Source organism: Eubacterium maltosivorans, assembly GCF_002441855.2.
In the GTDB taxonomy this organism is placed as follows: domain Bacteria; phylum Bacillota; class Clostridia; order Eubacteriales; family Eubacteriaceae; genus Eubacterium; species Eubacterium maltosivorans.
On the sequence record NZ_CP029487.1, the window covers coordinates 3,509,249 to 3,532,749 of the forward strand.

The 23,501-nt window shown below is 49.6% G+C and carries 21 protein-coding genes and 1 pseudogene; 13 read left to right on the plus strand and 9 right to left on the minus strand.

Going from position 1 to position 23,501, the window contains the following annotated elements; genetic code table 11:
- Positions 1-12: 12 nt before the first annotated feature.
- From CPZ25_RS16225 to CPZ25_RS16270, 9 genes and pseudogenes are all read right to left on the minus strand, one after another.
- Positions 13-315: pseudogene (locus tag CPZ25_RS16225) on the minus strand (VirD4-like conjugal transfer protein, CD1115 family); the annotation flags it as partial.
- Complete coding sequence (locus tag CPZ25_RS16230) at positions 312-812, minus strand: PcfB family protein (protein WP_096920180.1); 501 nt, start codon at positions 810-812, stop codon at positions 312-314. The pseudogene CPZ25_RS16225 and the gene CPZ25_RS16230, both read right to left, overlap by 4 nt.
- Positions 813-913: 101 nt before the next feature.
- On the minus strand, positions 914-1,225 hold the full coding sequence (locus CPZ25_RS16235; protein ID WP_002592130.1) for a DUF5720 family protein: 312 nt from the start codon (positions 1,223-1,225) through the stop codon (positions 914-916).
- Entirely contained in the window at positions 1,218-1,580 is a 363-nt protein-coding gene (locus CPZ25_RS16240) for a DUF7768 domain-containing protein (RefSeq protein ID WP_015537377.1), read from the minus strand. The genes CPZ25_RS16235 and CPZ25_RS16240 overlap by 8 nt, the downstream gene beginning before the upstream one ends.
- Before the next feature lie 48 nt (positions 1,581-1,628).
- A complete protein-coding gene (locus CPZ25_RS16245) occupies positions 1,629-2,522 on the minus strand; it encodes a DUF6017 domain-containing protein (protein ID WP_096920179.1) in 894 nt (297 codons plus the stop codon).
- Between the two features lie 289 nt (positions 2,523-2,811).
- Positions 2,812-3,087, minus strand: a complete 276-nt coding sequence (locus CPZ25_RS16255; RefSeq protein ID WP_002596213.1) for a DUF5720 family protein — start codon at positions 3,085-3,087, stop codon at positions 2,812-2,814.
- A gap of 12 nt (positions 3,088-3,099) precedes the next feature.
- The gene (locus CPZ25_RS16260) at positions 3,100-4,029 is read right to left on the minus strand and encodes a ParB/RepB/Spo0J family partition protein (protein WP_096920178.1); all 930 of its coding nucleotides are present in this window, start codon (positions 4,027-4,029) and stop codon (positions 3,100-3,102) included.
- Entirely contained in the window at positions 3,986-4,807 is an 822-nt protein-coding gene (locus tag CPZ25_RS16265; RefSeq protein ID WP_096920177.1) for a ParA family protein, read from the minus strand. Before CPZ25_RS16265 ends, CPZ25_RS16260 begins: the two co-directional genes overlap by 44 nt.
- A gap of 76 nt (positions 4,808-4,883) precedes the next feature.
- Complete coding sequence (locus tag CPZ25_RS16270; RefSeq protein WP_006571759.1) at positions 4,884-5,126, minus strand: hypothetical protein; 243 nt, start codon at positions 5,124-5,126, stop codon at positions 4,884-4,886.
- A gap of 521 nt (positions 5,127-5,647) precedes the next feature.
- Here CPZ25_RS16270 and rpoN point away from each other — a divergent pair.
- The 13 genes from rpoN (at position 5,648) to CPZ25_RS16335 (ending at position 23,429) form a co-directional block, all read left to right on the plus strand.
- Positions 5,648-7,060, plus strand: coding sequence for an RNA polymerase factor sigma-54 (rpoN, locus tag CPZ25_RS16275; protein ID WP_096920176.1), 1,413 nt, complete (start codon positions 5,648-5,650; stop codon positions 7,058-7,060).
- A 182-nt stretch (positions 7,061-7,242) separates the two neighbouring features.
- A complete protein-coding gene (locus CPZ25_RS16280; RefSeq protein ID WP_058695832.1) occupies positions 7,243-8,331 on the plus strand; it encodes a sugar-binding transcriptional regulator in 1,089 nt (362 codons plus the stop codon).
- A 28-nt stretch (positions 8,332-8,359) separates the two neighbouring features.
- Positions 8,360-9,373 carry a type I glyceraldehyde-3-phosphate dehydrogenase gene (gap, locus tag CPZ25_RS16285; protein ID WP_058695831.1) on the plus strand — a complete coding sequence of 338 codons (1,014 nt, stop codon included), beginning with the start codon at positions 8,360-8,362 and terminating at the stop codon, positions 9,371-9,373.
- A 241-nt stretch (positions 9,374-9,614) separates the two neighbouring features.
- On the plus strand, positions 9,615-10,802 hold the full coding sequence (locus CPZ25_RS16290; RefSeq protein ID WP_096920175.1) for a phosphoglycerate kinase: 1,188 nt from the start codon (positions 9,615-9,617) through the stop codon (positions 10,800-10,802).
- A 41-nt stretch (positions 10,803-10,843) separates the two neighbouring features.
- Positions 10,844-11,584: a triose-phosphate isomerase gene (tpiA, locus tag CPZ25_RS16295; RefSeq protein WP_058695829.1), complete on the plus strand. Its 741-nt coding sequence runs from the start codon at positions 10,844-10,846 to the stop codon at positions 11,582-11,584.
- A gap of 131 nt (positions 11,585-11,715) precedes the next feature.
- Positions 11,716-13,248 (plus strand): 2,3-bisphosphoglycerate-independent phosphoglycerate mutase, encoded by a 1,533-nt coding sequence (gene gpmI, locus CPZ25_RS16300; protein ID WP_096920174.1) that lies wholly within the window; start codon positions 11,716-11,718, stop codon positions 13,246-13,248.
- A 132-nt stretch (positions 13,249-13,380) separates the two neighbouring features.
- Positions 13,381-13,611 carry a preprotein translocase subunit SecG gene (gene secG, locus CPZ25_RS16305; protein WP_013379001.1) on the plus strand — a complete coding sequence of 77 codons (231 nt, stop codon included), beginning with the start codon at positions 13,381-13,383 and terminating at the stop codon, positions 13,609-13,611.
- Positions 13,612-13,651: 40 nt separating this feature from the next.
- A complete protein-coding gene (locus CPZ25_RS16310; RefSeq protein WP_058695827.1) occupies positions 13,652-15,622 on the plus strand; it encodes a sodium-translocating pyrophosphatase in 1,971 nt (656 codons plus the stop codon).
- A 126-nt stretch (positions 15,623-15,748) separates the two neighbouring features.
- A complete protein-coding gene (locus tag CPZ25_RS16315; RefSeq protein WP_096920173.1) occupies positions 15,749-17,143 on the plus strand; it encodes a serine hydrolase domain-containing protein in 1,395 nt (464 codons plus the stop codon).
- A gap of 375 nt (positions 17,144-17,518) precedes the next feature.
- Complete coding sequence (locus tag CPZ25_RS16320; RefSeq protein WP_013379005.1) at positions 17,519-18,214, plus strand: response regulator transcription factor; 696 nt, start codon at positions 17,519-17,521, stop codon at positions 18,212-18,214.
- Positions 18,180-20,480 carry a sensor histidine kinase gene (locus tag CPZ25_RS16325; RefSeq protein ID WP_096920172.1) on the plus strand — a complete coding sequence of 767 codons (2,301 nt, stop codon included), beginning with the start codon at positions 18,180-18,182 and terminating at the stop codon, positions 20,478-20,480. Before CPZ25_RS16320 ends, CPZ25_RS16325 begins: the two co-directional genes overlap by 35 nt.
- Before the next feature lie 149 nt (positions 20,481-20,629).
- Positions 20,630-21,955: a D-serine ammonia-lyase gene (locus CPZ25_RS16330; RefSeq protein ID WP_096920171.1), complete on the plus strand. Its 1,326-nt coding sequence runs from the start codon at positions 20,630-20,632 to the stop codon at positions 21,953-21,955.
- 217 nt (positions 21,956-22,172) lie between these two features.
- Positions 22,173-23,429, plus strand: coding sequence for a serine hydroxymethyltransferase (locus tag CPZ25_RS16335; RefSeq protein WP_074617819.1), 1,257 nt, complete (start codon positions 22,173-22,175; stop codon positions 23,427-23,429).
- Positions 23,430-23,501 lie beyond the last annotated feature (72 nt).

A 23,501-nucleotide genomic window follows, 5' to 3' on the forward strand; every position in this document is an offset into this window, starting at 1 on the left:
AGATTATGCACTCCACCGGGCAGAACCGTATTCCATGCCGTGCCTGTACTTCTTGGCGTTCTTGCTTTTCAGGTACACAGCCAGCCGCAGGCCGCCGCCGCAGCACAGGCCCACCAGCAGGTCCAGCGGGTGCAGGCTGGGCCACCAGCTGGCCAGCGCCACCGGCAGCGTGGAGAAGAACGAGAGCATTTTTGCCGAAGCGTCCGCACCCACGGCCATCCGCCACGCTTCACCGAAGTTGGTGGAGAAAAGCCCCATCAGGATATACGGCAGGTTCAGCAAAATGAGCTTTTTGATGTTCAGCTGCTTTTTCATCGTTCCAGCTCCTTCCGCTTGTTCCGGTCCACGACGGCGTGTTTTACCAGTTCTTTGAACTGGCTCAGCTTTGCCAGCACGGACGGGCGCTCGGATTTCTCCGCCTTCCTGACCTTTTTCCCGGTGTACTCGGTAAAAGCAGCGGTCAGGGCATCCGCGTCCCGGCCCTTGAAGAAAATCAGGTACTTGGGCGGAGAGCTGCTGCGGTCCTTCTTTACCGCATAGTCCACGCCGTACTTCCGGGCGATCTTTTCAAACTCCTTGATGGAGGGGTCGGTGATCTCGATATTGGAAACGCCCTGATTCTGGCCGATCAGCTGCTTCACCGTCTGCTTGCCGTGGGGAATCACGGGGGTATCCCGGCTTTTCTGCTTTTGCAGCTTCTTTTCCTTGCGGTGGGCAAGGTACTTGGTGATGGCGGCTTTCAACAACCGCCCGGTAAACTTTGTTCCGCTGACTACCAGCGTCAAAGTCCTATTTTCCACTTCCTCCTGCATAGGTCATCGCCTCCTTTCCACGGATTTTGCAGGGGTGGCGCTTGATACTAAGGCGGGACCACCAGCCGCCGCAGCAGGTATTTCAGCATGGCAGGCTCCTTTCAGCGCAGCTGGTCGGAGCGGTCATAGTACAGATGGCCCTGGCGCACTTTGGCATGGCTGAGAATCTTGATATGGCCCTTTTCCTGGTTCTCCAGGCTTTTCTGGTATCCAGCCTCCGTCAGAAATAGGCGGGTCCGTTCACCTTTCCAGCCCACCGGGGAATCGTCGGTCAGCACATCGAAGATAATCATGTGCCGGGTGTCCTCGGCAAACCGCTCCAAATCCATGTACTCATGGCCGTGGTAGTTCTGCGCCCCGGCTTTGAGGCGCATTTCCTCCATCAGCTGGCCCACGGTCTTACGCTCAGGCATGGCGTGCGCCTCCTTTCCCGCGTCCCTGGCCCTTCACGGTCAGGATACCGTCCAGGGTGGTGGCGGTGATCCGCAGGCGCTCGGCGGTGGCAATGTCATTCTTCACGGTCTCGTCGATACCGTGGCCGCAGACCACCAGCACATGGGACCGGCGCAGGTAGTCCCGCGCCATATCCAGCCCGTCCTTGTGTTCCTGGGGAATCTCGTCCTTGAGGAAGGTAGGCAGGAACAGCACCGGGCAGATGGGCGAATACCCGGCGTCGTACACCTGACGGCAGTAGGCCGCAGCGTTCTCGGCGTTCTCATACTGGCTGTTGCTCCAGGGAGCTGTAATGTAAGCAAGGGGGCGTTTCATGGCAAAATCCTTTCTCCCGGTGTTTTCGGGCAGCAGAAAAGCGGCTGTTTACCAGCCGCCTGCGTACATATCGTGGTTAACTTGTGCGGTGTAGTGGTTACTGATAGTGGTGGGCGCATTGAACAGCACCGCAAGCAGATACTGTTTCATGTTGCGGATTTCGGTGGTATTGTTCCGCAGGCACTCCATGACAAACTCGATGTGGGAACTGTCCAGCTTCAAAAAACGGGAGCGGACCACCTCATGGGGGAAGTCGCTGCCAGCGATCCGGGTGGTTTTCCGCTTGGCGCAGACGGTCTCCACCATCAGCTCCACAATCTCGTCCAGGTCCTCCCGATAGGTGGTAAACTCCCGGCACAGGTGGTCATACTCGATGTTCTCCAGAATCAAATCCCGATAACTTTCCATCTCTGAGACAGACATCGCATCCCTTCCTTTCCGTTCCGGCGGTCTTGCCGCCGCTGTTTCCCGGAAGGGAATGGAATCGGTACTTGATCCATGAGTAATTGATTTTTGGGTATTTGATTTCTCTATATTTAATTCTGCGGGCTTTTCCGTATCCGGTTTATCCAGATACGGGTTTTCCGTATCTGGTGAAGCCGTATCTGGTACATCCGTATCCGGCCCAGGCGTTTCCGCCTGCCGGGGCTGGGGCTGTTCATAAATAACATACTCGGTGTCGCTGATCCGGCCCTGCCGGTCCCGCAGCTGGTGGCGCACGATGTAACCGGCGGTTTCCAGCTCCCGCAGCGCATTACCGATGGCGTCCACGCCCTCCTTGCAGATTTTCGCAAGGCCACGGGTGGTATAGTTCCAGTCATCCGGCAGGGACAGCATCATGGAAAGCAGCCCCTTGGCCTTCAGCGACAATTCATGGTTCCGCAGGTGATGATTGCTCATTACCGTATAGTCGCGGGTTCTTTCAATCCGAAAGACCGCCATTGACTTCACTCCTTTCTGTTCTCAGGGCATGAAAAAAGCCACAATCCTGTAAAAAGAATTGTGGCAGTTACACTTTTTCATATTTTCTTGCGTGGAACCAATACAGCGGCCTTTGCGATTTCGGCTTAGAAAATGGTCCCGGTTCCTGAGAAAACGGGAGGGTCTGCAAAACCCGGTCAATGTCGGTGGATTCCATGTCATATTGGGATTGGCAGTTTTCCCGGATAGCATCCTTGATGCTCTGGACAGTACACATATTCATTCCTTTCCTTTCGTAGTGATGATGGGTTTACGGGTGGCGGCGGCGCTTGTCCGGCTTGAAGTCGAGGACATGGCCCTCGATCACACGGGCATACCGCTTGATTTTGATTTCCCGGCGCTTCTGGCTTACGAGGGCGGCCTGATACCCGTCCTCCGTGAGAAACAGCCGCATTTCATCGCCGGGACTACCGTAGGAGCAGGGACGCAGGACGGAAAACTCAATCATCCAGCGGGTGCTGTCCTGGAAACGCTCCACGGCGAGAATGTTGTGTCCTTTCAGCTCACGGGCTGAAATATCCCTCATAGGCGGCTCCTTTCATCGTTCCTGGTCTCTCTGGCGCTTTTTCTGCCATGCCTCCAGCAACTTGATGATAGTTTCCTGCATCCGCTGGGGCGTATAGCTTTTGGGGAAATATTTCCGCAGGGTGTCGGAGGTGAAAGTCACTTTGTCGAGATCACTTTTCTTTTCCTCACCCATGATGACACGCATCATATCGAGGGTCAGATGTCCCTCCTGGCTGTATTTCTTGAGCCGCTGGGCCTGGGAGAGAGAGGGGGTAGCCTGTTCGCTGTCCATCGCGTCCAGCAAGTCCCGCTGTTCCTCTTTTTTGAGGAAAGACAGCTCATAAGCCGGGTTGAGGGCAATTTTCTTTTCATCTACCATATCCAGCAGTTCGGGGATAAGCTCCGTCAGGCGGATATAGCGTTGCACCTGCCTCTGGCTTTCACCGGCTTGGCTTGCAACAAGCTGAATAGAAGTCTGCGACTTCTCGCCAACTTGGCGAGAAGTTAAGTCAGAGCGTTCCCCCTGATGTTTGATGGCCTCCAGCTTCATGCGGTATGCAAATGCTCTTTCACTGGGGAGCAGGCTTTCCCGTTGCAAGTTGCTGTCCACCATAATGATGGTGGCGGCATCATCGTCCAGGTCTCGCACAATAACCGGCATGGTCTCTTTCTCGGCAAGCTCACTGGCCCGGTGCCGCCTGTGTCCGGCTACCAGCTCATAGCCGCCCTCCGGGTCCGGGCGGGCAATCGCCGGAACCAGCACACCGTACTGCCGCACACTGTCGGCGGTCTCCATCATGGCCTCGTCATCCTTGACTTTGAAGGGGTGGTTCTTGAAAGGATGCAGTTCAGACAGCGGGATTTCCCGTATCTTCTCCAGCTTGGCATCCTGGCGGCTTTCTTCGGTGGAAAACAAGTCATCGTATGGAGCCAGTTCTACTTTTTTCGCGCTGCTTTTCAAGTTTTATCACCTCCTTGGTCAGATTCTTGTAGCCCTCGGCCACCTTGCCATTAGGGTCATGGGCAAAAATGCTTTTGCCCTCGGCGCTGATCTCCTTTGCCCGGACAGAATGGGGAATCTCGGTGCCGAACACCTTGATTTTGCTGCCATAGGTCTCCCGCAGCAGGGCAGCGATTTCCTTGGCAAAGTTGGTGCGGTTGTCCACCATCGTCAGCAGTATGCCGTCGATCTGGAGCTTGGGGTTGATTTGCCGCTTCACCTTATTTACGGTCTGGAGCAGCTGTTCCAGGCCCTTGGCGGGCAGATACTCCGCCTGAACGGGGATTATGACCCTGTTGGCGGCGGCCAGGGCGTTGACCGTGAGCATACCCAGGGATGGCTGGCAGTCAATCAGGATATGGGAATACTGTCCCTTGAGCGTGTCCAGATACTGCCGCAGGATGGTCTCACGGCTCATGGCATTCACCAGGGAGACCTCCATACCGGAGAGCTGGATGTCGGCGGGCATCAGGTCAACCCCCTCCGGGTGGTGCAAGATACCCTCGCCAGGGCGCAGCGGCTCGTCCATCAGAATACGGCCCATAGCGTCGGACAGTGTAAAGGGCAGCTTGTCCGGCTGGGGGTGGCCCAAGCTGATGGTCAGGCTGCCTTGCGGGTCTCCGTCGATCAGCAGCACTTTCTTTCCGGCCTGGGCCAGCCCGATCCCCAGGTTCGCGCAGGTGGTTGTCTTGCCAACGCCGCCTTTCTGGTTGGCGATGGCGATAATTTGCGTGTTCATGTTTTGCGTCACCTCCTCAAAATTGGATAAAAAAATAGGCGCTCATTTCTGAACGCCTACATTAGCCAAGCACAGTCTAAACCTGCGCTTTCAGTTGATCTTTGTATTCCGCATAGTGGTCGCTGAGAACATAGTCAATGACCCAGGCTTTGGGAATTAGATAGGTAGAACGGATGTAATAGTGCTTAACGCGATTCTCGCGCATGAGCTTTCTTGCAGTCCCGTCACCGATACCACCCAGCATATTTCTGAACTGCGATAGCGTCACCACATCGGGATACTTGTTAAAAAGTTGCTCATAGTATTTTCGGGTTTTCATTGTATCAGCTCCAATTTATGTATTGTCAACAACGGATGAAGCTGTTACAATTCCTATTAGTGTGTATGTCCCCTGTACGAGTTTGCAGGAGGTATATCCTGCTTACATCCCTCCAACATCCCTCCAGCGCCTCAAATTGGGTATCTGGTTGCCGATAATCGAGGAGGGGACGAATTGCTTGTACTTTTGGTGCTTTGCGTCGAAAATGCTGATTTTATAAGGCTTTTTCGGGTTTTTGATGTTTTGGAAAGTGACGGAAAAGACCGTTTTGTTCCGGTTCAGGCCATTAGGTTCCGAATGGCTTGAATAACTCAAAATCCAGTGGTAGCAATACCGTGCGGGTTCGACCCCCGCCTTCGGCACCACTTTGTCTATGACTTACAGATCTGTGATTTTTTGCGGGTCTGTTTTTTTATAGCCTGCCTTTGCTGTGTTTCGGGACGGGCCGCCCAGGTGCTCTAAGAACGATTGCACTTTTTCACCTGAGATGATATACTTTGAAGGAGAAGAGGGGATGAAGAATGAATATTAAGGTTGATTTAAATTTAAAACAGACACAAAAACTCGTAATGACAACCGAAATGAAGCAGGCGATCGAAATATTGCAGCTGACTTCCATGGAGCTAAACAACCTTATTGATAAGGAGCTTCTGGAAAACCCCATGCTGGAATTTAACGACAGCCCCATGGAATCCATGGAGGTCGTCAAAGACGAGGCAGCCAAGAAAGAGGAAAGCAAGGATCAGATTGAGTGGGATGATTATTTCCAGAATATGCAGTCCACAGAATTCAGGAATACGCCGTCATCCAGCTACGATCCTGATGATGAGTTTAATTTCGAGAAGTTTTCCTATTATGAGACCACACTTAACGAGTACCTGCTGCTCCAGTTCCACGTGCTCTCAGAAGATTTGACAGAAACAGAGAACCTGATCGGGGAATACCTGATTGACTGTATCGATGACAATGGCTATTTGCTCATTGATATGGACTATATCTGCGATATCCTGGGTGTAACGCAGGATGTGGTCGAAAAGCTCATCGGAATTATACAACAATTTGATCCCGCTGGGGTCGGAGCCAGGGATATTAAAGAATGTCTCCTGATACAGCTGCGGCAGGAGGGCTATGACGATGAAGTCTATGAAAATCTTGTCAACAATTATCTGACCGACCTGGCCGAAAACCAATTCAAACGGGTCAGTCAGGAAACGGGCATTTCCACCTCCGAGCTGGCAGTGTTTAAGGAACTTATAAAGACGCTGGAACCCAAGCCGGGACGTCAGTTTACCAATTTTGACGGTGTGAAGTATATTATTCCGGATGGCAGCATTGAGTGGATCGACAACGAGCTGGTGGTTCAGATCAATGATATTTCAGCACCGCGGCTTCAGATCAACTCCTTCTATCAGGGAATGCTGAAGACGCGGAATGAAAATGAGGATACCAAGAAATATATTGAGAAGAAGCTGGATTCAGCAGCTTTTCTCATCAAGAGCATTGAGCAGCGCCGGGATACGATCCGCAAGGTGATCGAGGCCATTGCCCATTACCAGGAAAATTTTTTCAGGGAAGGGGTAGAGGACCTCAAACCGTTGACGCTCAAGGCCATTGCAGATATGATCGAGGTTCACGAATCTACGGTCAGCCGCGCCATTCGTGGAAAATACGTCCAGACGCCAAAGGGAACCTTCTCTCTGAAGTTCTTTTTTAAGAGGGGCTTTTCCCAGGGGGCGGACGATGTATCATCAGAGGCCATCAAACAGAAAATACAGGCCTTTGTGGATGCCGAGGACAAGCGCAAGCCGCTGAGCGACCAGAAAATTGTTGAAATGCTCAAAGAGCAGGGGGTTGATGTGGCCCGCAGGACCATCGCCAAATACCGGGAAGCACTTAACATACTTCCATCATCGAAGCGCAAGCAGTTTCGATAAGACATCACAGACCGGTTGTAGAGGATACAGCCGGTTTTTTTATGTTTATCATTTAACAATGTTAAAAAAGAATGTTTTATGGGCTGAATTAAGGATTTTTCAAGGCTTTCATTTTAATTTTTTTTTAACTTGAAATATCTTCAGAATTGGTATATAATAAATTTGTCCCAGCGGGAACAAAAATGAACAGACAAGATCTGAGACGGAATGGAAGTGAAAAGTTGTCAAGCGAAAACATAAAAATCAGCAAAGAGTTAGTTGACCTGCAGCGTTTAGTTGTGCCGGAAATCGGCTCACTGATTGAGATGCGCTACAACATTCTGTCAACAATCAAAAGCGAAGAGCCCATCGGAAGACGAAATCTTGCTTTTGTCCTCGATATGAGTGAGCGCCAGGTGCGAAATGAGATTGATTTTCTCCAGGCCCAGAAACTCGTTCAGGTAGAACGCCAGGGCGTTGTCCTGACAGAGCTTGGCCGCAAGATCATCATTCAGCTTAAACGCATGCTGTATACCTATAATGGTCTCGAACAGCTTGAGCGTGAGCTGGAGGAAAAGCTGCATCTGAAAAAAGCCATTGTTTCCCCGGGCGATATGGATATGAACTATCAGGTCCTGAAATTCATGGGGCGTTCCGGCGCCCGCTATGTGCTGTCCATCATGAAGTACAAGGATATCCTGGCACTGACTGGCGGCGCCAGCACAGCAGCCATCGCGGAGCAGATGAAGGAAGCCTTTTACCCGGACGTCTATGTGATTCCGGCAAGGGGCGGGATTGGCAAGAGTCACTCGACTCAGGCCAACAACGTCGTCGCTGAAATGGGGCTTAAGCTCCATGCGAACTATGAACTGCTGCATTTACCCGATAACATCGATAACCGCCTTTTGGAAGCCCTGAAGGATTACCCGGAGATTAAACGGGTATTTAATAAAATGGATGACATCGACATTTTTGTCTTTGGTATCGGCCGGGCAGATGTTCTGGCGGACTGGCGGAATATGAAAGAAAGCGAAAAGCAGGCTCTGCTTGACAAGGGCGCTGTGGGAGAGGCTTTCGGACATTATTTCGATATTGACGGAAACGTGGTTTCCCCGTCCAGTACCATCGGGATCAGCATTGAAAACTATAACCGTATCCAGCATGTGATTGCGATATCGGGCGGCGAAAGCAAAGCCGACGCCATTATAGGGGTCAGCCGCGTTAAGCCGAATATGGTGTTAATAACGGATGAAAGCGCTGCTAAAGAGATCATCCGTAAGTTAAATAAATAAGTATTATATTTTTAAGGAGGCAGATAAAATGTCTGTAAAAGTTGCAATTAATGGTTTTGGTAGAATTGGTCGTCTGGCATTCAGACAGATGTTTGGTGCTGAAGGTTATGAAGTAGTAGCGATTAACGACTTAACAAGCCCAAGAATGTTAGCTCATTTATTAAAATATGACTCAGCCCAGGGTACCTATGCTTTAGCTGATAAGGTAGAAGCTAAGGAAGATTCTATCGTTGTTGATGGTAAAGAAATCAAAATCTATGCAGAAGCAGATCCTGCAAAATTACCATGGGGTGAATTAGACGTAGACGTTGTTCTGGAATGTACAGGTTTCTTTGCTTCTAAAGACAAAGCAATGGCTCATGTCAATGCAGGTGCTAAGAAAGTTGTTATCTCTGCTCCGGCAGGCAACGATCTTCCAACCATTGTTTACGGTGTTAATGAAGAAACATTAACCAAAGATGACAAGGTTATCTCTGCTGCATCTTGTACAACAAACTGCTTAGCTCCAATGGCGGATACCTTAAATAAATTAGCGAAGATCAGAAAAGGCTACATGACCACTGTTCATGCTTACACCGGCGATCAGATGACCTTAGATGGACCTCAGAGAAAAGGCGATTTAAGAAGAGCTCGTGCTGCAGCTGTAAACATCGTTCCAAACTCTACCGGTGCTGCTAAAGCAATCGGCCTGGTTATCCCAGAATTAAAGGGTGTTTTAGACGGTGGCGCACAGCGTGTTCCAGTTCCGACAGGTTCATTAACACAGTTAGTAGCTGTTGTTGAAGGCACTGTAACAGCTGACCAGGTTAACGAAGCAATGAAAAAAGCAGCTGACCAGTCCTTTGGTTACACTGAAGAAGAATTAGTATCCTCTGATATCATCGGTATTACCTATGGCTCTTTATTCGATGCCACTCAGACTACTGTTATGGACATGGGCAACAACGAAACCTTAGTAAAAGTTGTTTCCTGGTATGACAATGAAAACTCTTACACAAGCCAGATGGTAAGAACCATCAAATACTTCTCTGAACTTGCATAAATTTTCCATCTTTGGCTCAAAAGCTGCGTTGTTTTTCCATCAAGACTGCGTTGCGTATGCGCAATACGCGCCTTGTCTTTCTGAAAAAGCCGCCTTGCATTTGAACCAAATCTGAAAAAATTTACAACATTAAACTACATAATAACAAGTACTAAATCTGCCCCTACCGGTAGATTTTAAAACGGGGGGTCGCGCGACCCCCTTTTTTAATGAAAATTTGAAAACGAGGTTGAGGAAACTTATGAAAAAAACAGTAAAAGATATCGATTTAAAAGGCAAAAAGGTATTGATGCGTGCGGACTTTAATGTTCCGCTTAATGAAGACGGCGTTATTACCGACGATACCAGAATCCAGGCAGCGCTGCCGACCATCAAGTATATTTTAGACCAGGGTGCTTCACTCATCTTAATGTCTCACCTTGGACGTCCTAAAAATGAACCTGACCCGAAGTTTTCTTTACTGCCAGTTGCAAAAAGATTGTCCGAAGTGCTGGGAACTGAAGTGGTCTTTAACGATGACGGCGAAGTGGTTGGACAGGTGACAAAGGATGCGGCTACAGCGCTTAAACCAGGCCAGATTCTTTTGTTACAGAACACACGTTTCAGACCGGAAGAAAAGAAAAATGATCCTTCTTTTGCCAAAGAACTGGCAAGTCTGGCAGATGTCTTTGTTGAAGACGCCTTTGGCTCCAGCCACCGTGCCCATGCCTCCACAGCAGGTGTTGCAGATTATCTCCCGGCAGTTTCCGGCTTCCTGATCCAGAAAGAGCTTGATTTCATCGGCGGCGCTTTGGAAGATCCTAAAAGACCGTTTGTCGCAATCCTGGGTGGTGCAAAAGTATCCGATAAAATCGGCGTCATCAACAACCTACTGGAAAAGGTTGATTCTCTGATTGTCGGCGGTGGTATGGCTTATACCTTCCTAAAAGCACAGGGTTACGAAATTGGTACTTCCCTGTTAGAAGAAGACAAAATCGATCTGGCAAAGGATTTACTGGCTAAAGCTGAAGCAAAAGGCGTTAAGCTGTTATTGCCCGTTGACGTTGTCGTAGCGCCCGAATTCAAGGCTGACGCGCCTGCAACCAATGTAAAAATTGACGCGATCCCGGCAGACCAGATGGGGCTGGATATCGGAGTTGAAACTCAGAAATTATTTGCCGACACCATTAAGGATGCCAAGACAGTTATCTGGAACGGACCAATGGGCGTCTTTGAATTCCCTGAATTTGCCAAAGGAACGGTTGCGGTTGCCAAAGCGATGGCAGAATCCGATGCGGTGACCATCATCGGCGGCGGTGACTCTGCGGCGGCTGTTAAGCAGCTGGGCTTTGAGGACGGCATGAGCCATATCTCCACAGGCGGCGGTGCTTCCTTAGAATTTATGGAAGGCAAAGTATTACCAGGTATCGACGTTTTAGAAAATAAATAATAAAAAATAAATTATAAATATTTATAGAGGAGAGTACCATTATGTCAAGAAGACCAATCATTGCCGGCAACTGGAAAATGAATAAGGATATCAACGAGGCGGCCGCTTTAATCAACGAGTTAAAGCCCTTAGTAGAAGGCGCAGAGGCAGAAGTTGTTTTCTGCCCGCCTTATGTGGATCTGGTGGAAGCCGTTAAACTGACCGAAGGCACCAATATTGGTATCGGCGCACAGAACATGCACTATGAAACAAGCGGCGCGTTTACCGGCGAAGTCGCTGGCGAAATGCTGACAGCCATCGGTGTAAAATACGTGGTGATCGGCCACTCCGAACGCCGCGAATATTACAACGAAACAGATGAAGCCGTTAATAAAAAAGCCATCAAGGCTCTGGAACTGGGCTTAACGCCCATCGTCTGCTGCGGCGAAACCCTGGAAGAACGTGAAGGCGGAAAAGCTGAAGCCAAGGTAGTTGGTCAGATCAAGGAAGGCTGTAAAAATATCGATGATATTGCTCAGGTCGTCATTGCCTATGAACCTATCTGGGCCATCGGAACCGGCAAAACTGCGTCCAAGGAAGAAGCAGACGAAGCCTGCGGCTGGGTGCGCAAGACTATTGAAGAAATGTATGGCAAAGACGCCGCCGAAGCTGTGCGTGTACAGTACGGTGGAAGCGTGAAGCCGGCCAATGTGGCAGAGCTGATGGCAATGCCAAACATTGATGGCGCTCTGGTTGGCGGCGCCAGCCTGACCGCTGATTTTGCCAAGATCGTTAAATTTTAACAGGAGCCGTCCATAGAGACCGAACGGCTGTGTTAGAATTTGTATTTGATAACGGGAGACGAGGAGAAATACAATAGCTCCGAGCTCCCGTTATTGCTTTGAGTTGAGATGCAAAGAAAGGATTGATATTTATGAGAGGAAATTTAACCGCGCTAATTATCCTGGATGGATACGGCTACACCCCCATTGCGGAGGGCAACGCTGTGCTTGAAGCACCGTCTCCAAACCTGGACGCTTTTTATGAAAAATACCCACATACCCATATTGTTGCCAGTGGTTTAGGAGTTGGATTGCCTGAAGGACAGATGGGGAACTCTGAGGTCGGCCACCTGAATCTGGGAGCAGGCCGCGTGGTCTACCAGGAGCTAACCCGTATTACCAAATCCATTGAGGACGGAGATTTCTTTGAAAATCCGGTTTTTATGGACGGTATTAGAAATGTTAAGGAAAACGGCACAGCCCTGCATGTGATGGGCCTGGTGTCGGACGGCGGCGTCCACAGCCACTTGAAACACCTGTATGGTCTGCTGGAACTGGCCAAAAAGGAAGGCGTTGAGAAAGTCTATGTCCACTGTTTCATGGATGGCCGTGATACTGCTCCGACCAGCGGCCTTGGTTTTATTAAAGAACTGGAAGCAAAGATGGCTGAGATCGGCGTGGGTGAAATCGCAACAGTTGAAGGCCGTTACTATGCCATGGACCGCGACAACCGATGGGAACGTGTTGAAAAAGCTTACGATGCCATTGCTCTGGGCAAGGGCAATGCCGCGGCTTCTGCTGTAGAAGCCATGGAGCTGAGCTACAAAGAAGATGTTAATGACGAATTTGTGGTTCCAACTGTCATTAAGCCAGAAGTGGACAAGCGTGTCCAGGCCAATGATACCATTATTTTCTTCAACTTCCGCCCGGACCGCGCCCGTGAGCTGTCCCGTACCTTTATCGAGCCGGATTTTGCTGAATTTAACCGTGAGCGGGGCTATATTCCAGTACACTATATTACCATGACCCAGTACGACGCCAGCTTTGAAGGAGTTGAGATTGCCTTTAAGCCGGAAACCGTCACCAATACCCTGGGTGAATACCTGAGCGCCAGCGGCGTGCCGCAGCTGCGTATTGCCGAAACAGAAAAATACGCCCATGTCACCTATTTCTTTAATGGCGGCCTGGAAAAACAGTATGAAGGCGAGGACCGTATCCTGGTGCCTTCTCCAAAGGTAGCAACCTATGACCTGCAGCCGGAAATGAGCGCTTACGAGGTAACCGAAAAGGTTCTGGAAGCCATTGATTCGGATAAATATAAAGTCATTATCCTCAACTACGCCAACACCGATATGGTTGGACACACCGGTGTGATGGAAGCGGCTGAAAAAGCCGTTATGGCTGTGGATGAATGCTCTAAAAAGGTGATCGACGCCATTTTATCTAAAGGCGGTAATGTTATTTTGACCGCTGACCACGGCAATGCTGAAAAGATGATTGACTATGACACCAAGAAGCCGTGGACCGCCCACACCACCAATCCGGTAGAATGTGTGATCGCCGGCGCTGGTGAAGTTGAGCTGAGAGACGATGGACGTCTGGCCGACATCTCGCCGACGATTTTGGACCTGCTGGACATGGACGTTCCCGCGGAAATGACCGGGACATCACTTATTAAGAAATAGGAAAAAATTGCGGTTAAAAATCGATTACATGCAAAAAAAGCCCCGAAAATTAGTTTCGGGGCGTATTTTAATATTGAAAAATTCTTAAGGTTATGATAAGATTTATCGTACGATTAAAACGGAGGTGATACAATGAAAACATTCTTAATCGTTCTTTTAGTGATTGCAAGTTTTGCACTGATTATCAGCATTCTGCTGTCACCGGCAAAGGTTGCAGGTATGGGTGGCGCGATCGAAGGCGGCGCTGAAACTTTATTCGGCCGTAAGAAAGCCAGAGGTCTTGAAGCCATTCTTGAAAAGATCACGATTGGTTCCGCTATTGTATTTATGTTATCTGCTTTCATTTATTCACTTTTAGCTTAATCGAAAAATCTGAAAATTTCACGAAGGGGGAATTTGCAAAATGGAATTATGGATCGCTCCTATTATTGGGGTAATCGCATTGTTAGTTGCAGTTTTCTATACTGCCCGTGTCAATAAAGTCGCTGAAGGCACAGACCGTATGAAGGAAATTGCTTCTTACATTCATGAAGGCGCCATGGCTTTCCTGACCAGAGAGTACAAAATGATGGCTGTCTTTATTGTTATTTTATTTATTATCTTGTGTGTGACACCTGGCCTCGGATGGCAGACGGCTGTTTGCTTCTTAATCGGTGCACTTTTCTCAGTTCTGGCTGGTTTCTTCGGCATGAACGTTGCTACCAAAGCAAATGTAAGAACTGCGAATGCCGCTAAGGAAGAAGGCATGAACAAAGCCCTGAGCACAGCTTTTTCAGGCGGTGCCGTTATGGGTATGTGTGTTGTAGGCTTAGGCCTGATTGGTGTCAGCGTACTTTACATTATTTTCCAGGATACAGCTATTGTAACAGGTTTTGGCCTGGGTGCTTCCTCTATGGCTTTATTTGGCCGTGTCGGTGGTGGTATCTATACAAAAGCTGCTGACGTTGGGGCTGACCTTGTTGGTAAGGTAGAAGCCGGTATCCCTGAAGATGACCCGAGAAACCCCGCAGTTATCGCCGATAACGTTGGTGACAACGTTGGTGACGTTGCCGGTATGGGTTCTGACTTATTCGAATCTTATGTTGGTTCTTTAATCTCTGCAATGACCCTGGGTGTTGTTGTAACTCAGAGCGTTGTCGGTATTTTATTCCCATTATTATTGGCCGCTATCGGTATCGTCGCTTCAATCATCGGTACTTTCTTCGTACGCGGTAAAGAAGGCGGAAGCCCGCAGAAATCTTTAAATATGGGTACTTATGTATCCGGTATTCTGGTTATTATTGCTTCCTATTTCCTGTCTACCTATATGTTAGGCAGCTTCTATCCATTCATTGCCATTATCTCTGGTTTAATTGTTGGTATTGCCATCGGCCAGCTGACTGAATACTATACCTCTGAAAAATACAAACCAGTACAGCATATTGCCCAGCAGTCTGAAACTGGTTCTGCAACCACTGTTATTTCCGGTCTGGCTGTTGGTATGAAGTCTACAGCCCTGCCATTGATCGCCATCGCGATTGCTATTTTCCTGGCTTACTGGGCTGCCGGTCTGTTTGGTATCGCCTTAGCAGCTGTTGGTATGTTATCCACCTGTGGTATGACCATCGCCGTCGACGCTTATGGCCCAATCGCTGATAACGCGGGCGGGATTGCGGAAATGTCTGAACTTCCTGAAGATGTCCGTAATATTACAGACCAGCTGGATGCTGTTGGTAACACCACTGCTGCCATCGGTAAAGGCTTTGCCATTGGCTCTGCAGCGTTGACCGCTCTCGGTCTGTTCGCTTCCTATGCCGAAACCGTTGGCTTAAGCCAGATCAGCTTACTGGACCCAATGGTTATCATCGGTTTATTGCTCGGCGCAATGCTGCCGTTCTTATTCTCAGCTTTAACCATGGAAGCTGTCGGCGATGCCGCTAACGACATGATCGAAGAAGTTCGTCGTCAGTTCAAAGAAGACTCCGGCATTATGGCTGGTACCAGCAAACCGGACTATGCAAAATGTGTTGATATCTCAACCGCCGCTGCACTGAAGAAGATGATCGCTCCTGGTCTTCTGGCCATCGTTGCTCCTCTTTTAATGGGTATCCTGTTAGGCGCTGAAGCGCTGGGTGGTTTACTGGCTGGTGCGCTGGCTTCCGGTGTACTCATGGCAATCATGATGTCTAATGCTGGTGGTGCCTGGGATAACGCTAAAAAGTATATCGAATCCGGTGTGCATGGCGGAAAAGGCTCAGAAGCACATAAAGCTGCAGTTGTTGGGGATACCGTAGGCGACCCGTTCAAGGATACTTCCGGACCATCCATCAACATCTTAATCAAATTAATGACTATCGTTGCATTGGTATTCGCACCAATCTTCATGGGTCTCTAAAAAGAAAACACATCCCGCGGCGCCGTTTTTCGGCACCACGGGATTTTTTTATTTATGGCTTTATTTATTAATGGATAAGCTGTATACTATGGAAAGACAAAAGCCTTAAAGGAGAAGCGAATAAAGATGACAGAGCAAGAAAAATTTGAAGCCTATGTGAAAAAATGTATGGAGGATCACCAGGCTGTGGGCATGGCTGTGGCCGTTTTGGACGCCCAGGGCGGGACAAGCTACGAACAGTTTTTTGGAAAACGGGATCGGGAGAGCGGCGCGGCCATCGACGATGAGACCATTTTTGGGCTGGCGTCCCTGACTAAATCCTTTACCTGCCTGGCCATTTTAAAAATGCAGGAGGATGGTATTCTGAGCATCGACGATCCGGTGAGCGACTATATTCCGGAATTTAAGGGAATGAATCAGGGAGAGCCGGTCTTGATCAGGCACCTGATGTACCACAGCGGCGGGTATTTTCCCCAGTCACGGATTGTGGTGGATACTGTGGCCGCAGAGCTGGGGCTGGATGAAGCTGTTGTGGGCGACCTGGCCTACAATGCAGAGCTGGCTCAGGAAGGCTGCCGCCAGGTGGCGGGAAGGCTGGATGCCCAGAACGAGTTTATCGGCCGGCCAGGCGAATATTTCAGTTACTGCAATGATGGCTACGGGCTGCTGTCCGATATTATTTATCATCACGGCGGCTGCGCCTCCTACGCAGATTATCTGCTGGAGCATATTTTAAAGCCTCTGGGAATGGAGCGGAGCTTCTGTGATTTTGTGCGTCCACTGAAGGATGAAAACCACGCGACGCTTTATGCGGTGGTTGCGGGAGAGCTGACAAAGGTCAGGGATTATCATGACAATGCCTTTGTGTTAAACGGCGGCGGTGCTATGAAATCAACATTAAAGGACCTGAAAAAATACATTGCCATGTACCTGAATGGCGGGACAGGCCTTAACAAAGCGGCCATTGCAAAGCCAGAGACCATCGAGGCCATGACCACAAAACACCAGATGGACTCCTATGTGACCGATTATGGTTATGGACTGGATATCAAGGAGCTGAACGGCTTTCAGGTAGCCGGGCACGGAGGCAGCCTGCCCGGCGTTTCCTCACATCTGCTGTGGTGTCTGGAAAGGGGCGTGGGCGTCATTGTGCTGTGCAACACAGAGGATGTGCCAGTCAGCGGGGTGGCAGAGGCAGCCCTGAGCATGGGTATGGGCTTCGAGGCTGAGAGAAAGGCCCATCATTATGAGAACAAACCCTGGGATGCAGAGGACCTCAAGGCAGCCTGCGGCGTTTACGCCTCGGATGAAGGCACAAGGGTGGAGCTTTTGATGAATGAATCGGGAGAGGCGCTGCTGAAAAACGGCGAGAAGACTTCTCCTGTTATCATGATCGAACCCGGTCATGGAATGATTGCAGGGGAGTACGGCGATACCTTTATCCAGATGATTGCCGATGAGCACCGGGGCGTCTTCGGCATGCGCTATGGTTCTAGAATTCTGCCGAGAGCCGAAGCCTGAGTGGGAATTCATCGAGGCCGCAGGCGTGTCAATTTTTCAGCGTGACTTTCTCGTCTGCCACTGTTTTTTTGACCTGCGTTGCGCTATACTGAAATTGTGTACCCGGTACAGCGGGTACCACTTCCTTTCTTTAATGGTGGCAGGAGGGAGATTTCCCTTCTGCCCGATTTAAGAATAAGGACCTTCTAACCCGTAAAAGAATGAGCCCTCCGAAGTACTGGAGGGTTCATTCTTTTATAAGGTCTGGCAGAGGCAGCGCTTCTCTGCATTTTTTATCGCTTCATAAATTCTTAATAAAATCGGCACTTTCTTTGTAAGAATGTTATGGTATCATAATACCATCAGATCGATACTGAAGGACAGAAGGAGTAAGAAATGAACATATTAATATGTGATGACGAACGGGAAATCGTCGACGCTTTGGAGCTTTACCTGAAAAATGAAGGATATGATATTTTTAAGGCCTATTCCGGAAAAGAAGCACTTGAAATAGTCTCTGAAAATACCATCCATCTCATACTGATGGACATTATGATGCCTGAAATGGACGGGATTCACGCAACCCTGAAAATCCGTGAGACCGCAAACATTCCGATTATTTTTCTGTCGGCAAAGGCAGAGGACAACGATAAAATTATGGGGCTGACCGTGGGCGGAGACGATTATATCACCAAGCCCTTTAATCCGCTGGAGGTCATAGCCCGGGTGAAATCTCAACTGCGGCGTTACACGACGCTTGGCAGCTATGTAAAGCGGACAGATGTCTATAAAACAGGCGGTCTTGAACTGGACGACGCCTATAAAAAAGTGACAGTGGACGGGGAAGAGGTTAAGCTGACCCCGGTAGAATATAAAATTTTGAAGTTTTTGATGCGGGAAATGGGAAAAGTCTTTTCCATCGAGCAGATTTATGAAAATGTCTGGGAGGAACCTTCGTACAATGCGGACAATACTGTTGCCGTCCATGTGCGGCGCATTCGCGAAAAGATTGAGATCAATCCGAAGGAGCCCAAATACTTAAAGGTGGTGTGGGGAATTGGATACAAAGTCGAAAAATACCCTCCGCAATAGCGGTGTGATTGTAATAAAAAGTGAGCATCTGCTCCGCAATACAGGCGTAAAGCTCATTGCGTTTATACTGGCAGTGCTACTTCTGAGCACAGGCATCTTTGTGCTGGAGCAGACAGCCACAACAAAAATGGAAGGCTTCGGTATTTCCGAAACTTGGGATGAACAGGATTATCTGAAGAGCAGCTCGCTGCGCTCAGAGGTTTACAGTGTTTATCACGACCTGTTTGCTTTGGCAGATACCTACCGCTCCGAGGAGTATATCCGCAGCGGTGCCCTTCTCGATGAGGACGCTGTCATCGAGGAATATAAGCTCTCGCTGCTCGCAGAAGACCGGAGCCGTTTCGGGCTGTGGGAAAATGAACTTGGAAATGTTGACAGCTATTACTACGGTGAGCGTTCCGACAGCAGTGTGCCAAAGACCGTTATTGATGTGATCAACTCCGACGCTTTCATGGAAAGGCATGGCAAGGAAATCGAGAAGTATCGGGCGGAGCAGATACAAAAGCAGCTTCAGGACTATGCAAACACGCTTAACAGTCTGGAAAATGCCCAGAAAAGCTTTGGTCTTAAATGGTATATTGAGCGGGACGGGCAGAAAAGAACCAGCGGCGAAGGCGTGACGCCGGAGTCCCTGATACAGTCTAAGGTCTATCTCGAAAATGACAAGGGTAAGATCAACGCTTCTCAGGAAATGAGTCATTATAATTATGGTGGAAACAGCAATACTGACAACCGTATTATCCTTGCCTTTGATGATCATAAGGTCAATGAGATGGCTGAAATTTACAGCCAGGATCGGGCGGACGCGGTACTGGCGGTTCAGGTTTTCTTCGTCTGTGGATTATTATCTTTGATCTGCCTGGTAGTGGCCTGTATTGGCGCCGGGCGCCGCGAGACAGACAACGACATTCACCTGCTGGTCATTGACCATATATACTGGGATCTTCATTTGATTATTCTGGCATGGGTTGAGGGGATGCTCATTGCGGCGGGGGTGGCTTGCATTATGTACAGGCTGCCAGCCTACATGTCGGCGATTCTGCTGATCATCGCAGTGGCTCTTGCCTATAACTATGTGCTGAGCATTGTGCGTGTGATCAAGGCGCACCGCTTTATGGACTGGTTTGGAACATTGGTGCTGTGCAAAAAATGCTGGCGTCTGATCAAGCGTTTCTGCCGGAGAATCCGGGATTTTTACCGGAATGTGATCAAGGGCCGCTCGCTGGTGCTGCTGCTGTGCGCCGCCATTATCATCTGCGCGATCGTGGGAATGCTCATTATTGCACTGCCGCCAGTCGGCATTATTCTGCTGGGCGTGACGCTGTGGTTTGGCGCAAAGCGGGCAAAATCTCTGGATCAGACCATCAAAGGCGTGGAGCGCATCTATGAGGGTGATACGGACTATAAAATTGAGGTTGAAGGGCATGGGCCGGTGGAAGAAATGGCAAAAAACATCAATAATATCAATGAGGGCTTGTCGACGGCAGTCAGAGACGCAGTGGAAAAAGAGCTGAAAAGCGAGCGGCTGAAAACAGAGCTGATCACCAATGTCTCCCATGATATTCGTACCCCGCTGACATCCATCATCACCTATATCGACCTGCTGAAAAAAGAGGATATTGACGAGGAATCCAGGGAGCGCTACATTGGTGTACTGGAACAGAAAGCGGCGCGGCTGAAAGCGCTGACCGACGATCTTTTTGAGGCGGCGAAAGCCTCCACAGGTAATATGGAGGTACATTGGGATACCGTAAATATGGAAGCGCTGGTAAACCAGGGGATGGGTGAGCTTGAGGACAAGATTGAAGATTCCGGTCTTCAGTTTATTGTCAGCCGTCCCCAGGAGAAAGTGCTGGTACGCGCAGACGGCCGCCTGCTCTGGCGGGTGATTGAAAATCTGCTGTTCAATGTGCTGAAATATGCGCTGCCTGGCTCCAGAGTCTATATGACCATTGACAGGGATCTGTTTACAGACCGAGGCGTTTTTATTATTAAAAATATCTCGGCTGATCCGCTGAATATTCCGGCTGAAGAGCTGCTGGAACGTTTTAAACGCGGGGACGATACCCGTCACAGTGAGGGAAGCGGCCTGGGACTCGCCATTGCCAAGGATCTGACCGAGCTGCAGAACGGCCAGTTTGACCTGAGTATCGACGGTGATTTGTTCAAGGCAACAGTTTATCTGGAACTGACGCCGGACGACGAGCCTTTAAAAGCGGCAGAGGAGGGAGCCGGCGCATCGGATGTTGAAGAAAAAAGCGAATAGATAAAGTATAAGCTGGGGGACTGTTTTCACAGAGCCCCAGCTTTGTTTTTTTTGTCAAGATTGGTATAAAATTTGGCAGAATATGGAATGGAATTTTTTCTGAAAAACGGTATACTTTAAAGTAACAATGAGATCATGGAGGAATTAAAATGGACGTGAATCAGTTATTTGAGGATTATCCCCTGACCCGTCGTATGCAGCGGGGCGAGGAGGTTATATGGTTTAATCCGGATTCTGGAAAACAGGAGGTGCTGCCTTTTACCGCAGACGATACCGCCGATGCGGAGGCGAGACTGCGGCGCTTTGCACCCTATATTAAGGCCAGCTTTCCCGAAACCAGAGGGGCCGGCGGCATTATTGAATCACCGGTAAAGGAAGCGCCGGATATGCAGGCCTCTCTCGAGAAGCGGTACGGAAGGGATATCCCCGGCAGGCTGCTGATTAAATGTGACAGCCATCTGCCGGTTTCTGGCTCCATCAAGGCCCGGGGCGGCATTTACGAGGTGCTCAAGCTGGCGGAAAGCATTGCCATTGAGAAAGGAATGCTGAGCGATGCGGATAATTATGCCGTTTTGGCCGAAAAACGCTTTAAAGACCTGTTTTCCGGTTACAGGGTTGCTGTCGGCTCTACTGGTAATCTTGGGCTGAGTATTGGCATTATCAGCGCAAAGCTGGGCTTTGACGTTACAGTGCACATGTCGGCAGACGCCAGACAGTGGAAAAAGGATATGCTGCGCTCAAAGGGGGTGCATGTCATCGAGTATCCTGAGGATTATCAGAAAGCTGTGGCCGAGGGAAGAAAACAGGCAGAAGGAGATCCTACATGTCATTTCGTGGATGATGAAGGCTCCTCCGATTTGTTTCTGGGGTATTCCACAGCGGCGGAGCGCCTGAAAAAGCAGCTTGATGGCATGGGGATCATTATCGACAGTGCGCACCCTCTGTTTGTCTATCTGCCCTGTGGCGTGGGCGGCGGCCCCGGTGGGGTGACCTTTGGGTTAAAAACCGTGTTTGGCGAAAACGCCCACTGCTTTTTTGCAGAGCCCACCCACGCACCCTGTATGCTGCTGGGGATGATGACTGGCCTTAACGATAGCATCAGCGTTTCAGACATTGGCTTGGACGGAAAAACAGCCGCTGACGGTCTGGCGGTCAGCCGTCCCTCTCGCCTGGTGGGACGAGTGATGAGAACACTGATCGACGGCGCGTTTACCGTAGAGGATGCGGAAATGTATCGGCTGCTGAGGCTGGTTATGGATACGGAGCGTCTGACCATCGAGCCTTCAGGCTGTGCGGGCTTCCCGGGTCCATCCCACGTGTTGGGCGACGCCGCTTATCTTCAAGAAAAGGGCCTGACAGGGGAACGATTAAAAAATGCCGTGCACCTGGTCTGGGCTACCGGTGGCAATATGGTGCCAGAGGAGGAGATGAAGGCCTATTACAAAAAAGGCTGCCAGCTCACAGAGGAATCGTAAAGGAATATAAAAAGCTGCTTACTCTGCGCTTGACAGGGGAGCAGCTTTTTTATCGGAACGGGCAAAGGCGAATAGTCAAAATCCATCAAGAATCGGTCAAAAATCAGAATATACGCTTTCGTAAAATTCGAGTAAAATAAAAGCATCCATTACAAAGAAGAACGGGATGTCGACAACCCCTGATAAAATGTTTTAAATTAAGAAAGAGGTTCTAAAAATGTTAAAAACTACAAGAAAATCCGATCCGGCTGTTTACGAAATTGTCGCGGCAGAGCTGAAGCGTCAGGAACACAATATTGAAATGATCGCATCTGAGAGTACTGCGCCCACCGAGGTGCTTGAGCTCAGCGGCTCTATCTTCACCAATAAAACCGAGGAAGGCTACCCGGGTGCCCGGTTCCAGGCTGGCTCGGAGGAAGCTGATAAGATTGAGAATCTGGCCCGCGACCGCGCAAAGGCACTCTTTGGGGCAGACCATGTCAATGTTCAGTCATACTCCGGCTCTACAGCCAACTACTGTGTCTACTCCGCCATTCTGACGCCCGGCGACCGCGTGCTCAGCATGCGTCTGGATCAGGGCGGCCATCTGACCCATGGTTCCCCGGTAAACTTTTTGAGAAAGGTCTACGAATACGATTTTTACGGCGTCGATCCCGAAACCGAACAGATTGACTACGACGCCCTTGAAGCAAAAGCCATGGAGTACAGACCAAAGCTCATTATCGGAGGTGCGAGCTCCTATCCGCGCCTGATCGATTACGAACGGATGGCGGCTATCGCGAAAAAATGCGGTGCTTACCTGATGATCGATATGGCGCATATTGCCGGTTTGGTAGCGGCAGGGGTAATCCCAAGCCCAATCCCCTATGCTGATTTTGTATCTTCCTCCACTACAAAAACCTTCTGCGGACCACGCTCCGGTATGGTATTCTGTAAAAAAGAACATGCCAAGCTTTTAGACAAGGGCACCTTCCCGGGCACCCTCGGTTCCATTCATCTGGCAACCATTGCCGCTAAGGCCTGGTCATTTGGTTATGCAGCCACCCCTGAATTTAAGGCAGTTATGGAGCAGATTGTCAAAAACGCTAAGTGTCTGGCCGAGGCGCTTCAGAACTACGGCTTCCGCATTATCAGCGGCGGCACAGATAACCATATCGTCATGGTAGATTTAAGGCCGAAGAACCTGACCGGTAAAGCCTTTGAGGAAGCCCTGGAATATGTTGGGATTACCGTGAACAAAAATGTCATCCCCTTTGACAAGGAAAGCCCTATGGTGACCAGCGGCGTGCGTATTGGTCTCACCTCTACCACCCAGCGCGGCCTTAAGGAAAAAGAAATTACAGAGATCGCCGGTATTATGAACGCGGTCGCGAATAATGTGGACGATAAGGACAAGCTCGATGAGCTCAAGGCTCAGGCAGAAGCCCTGATTTCAAGATTTCCACTGTACCCGGAAGGCTACTTTGAGGACTGAGCCTGTCACATTCAGAAAGCGGTTTGAGGCCTCTTAGCAGGCTTTGGAAAAAAGCTGGCAGCGGATACCAAG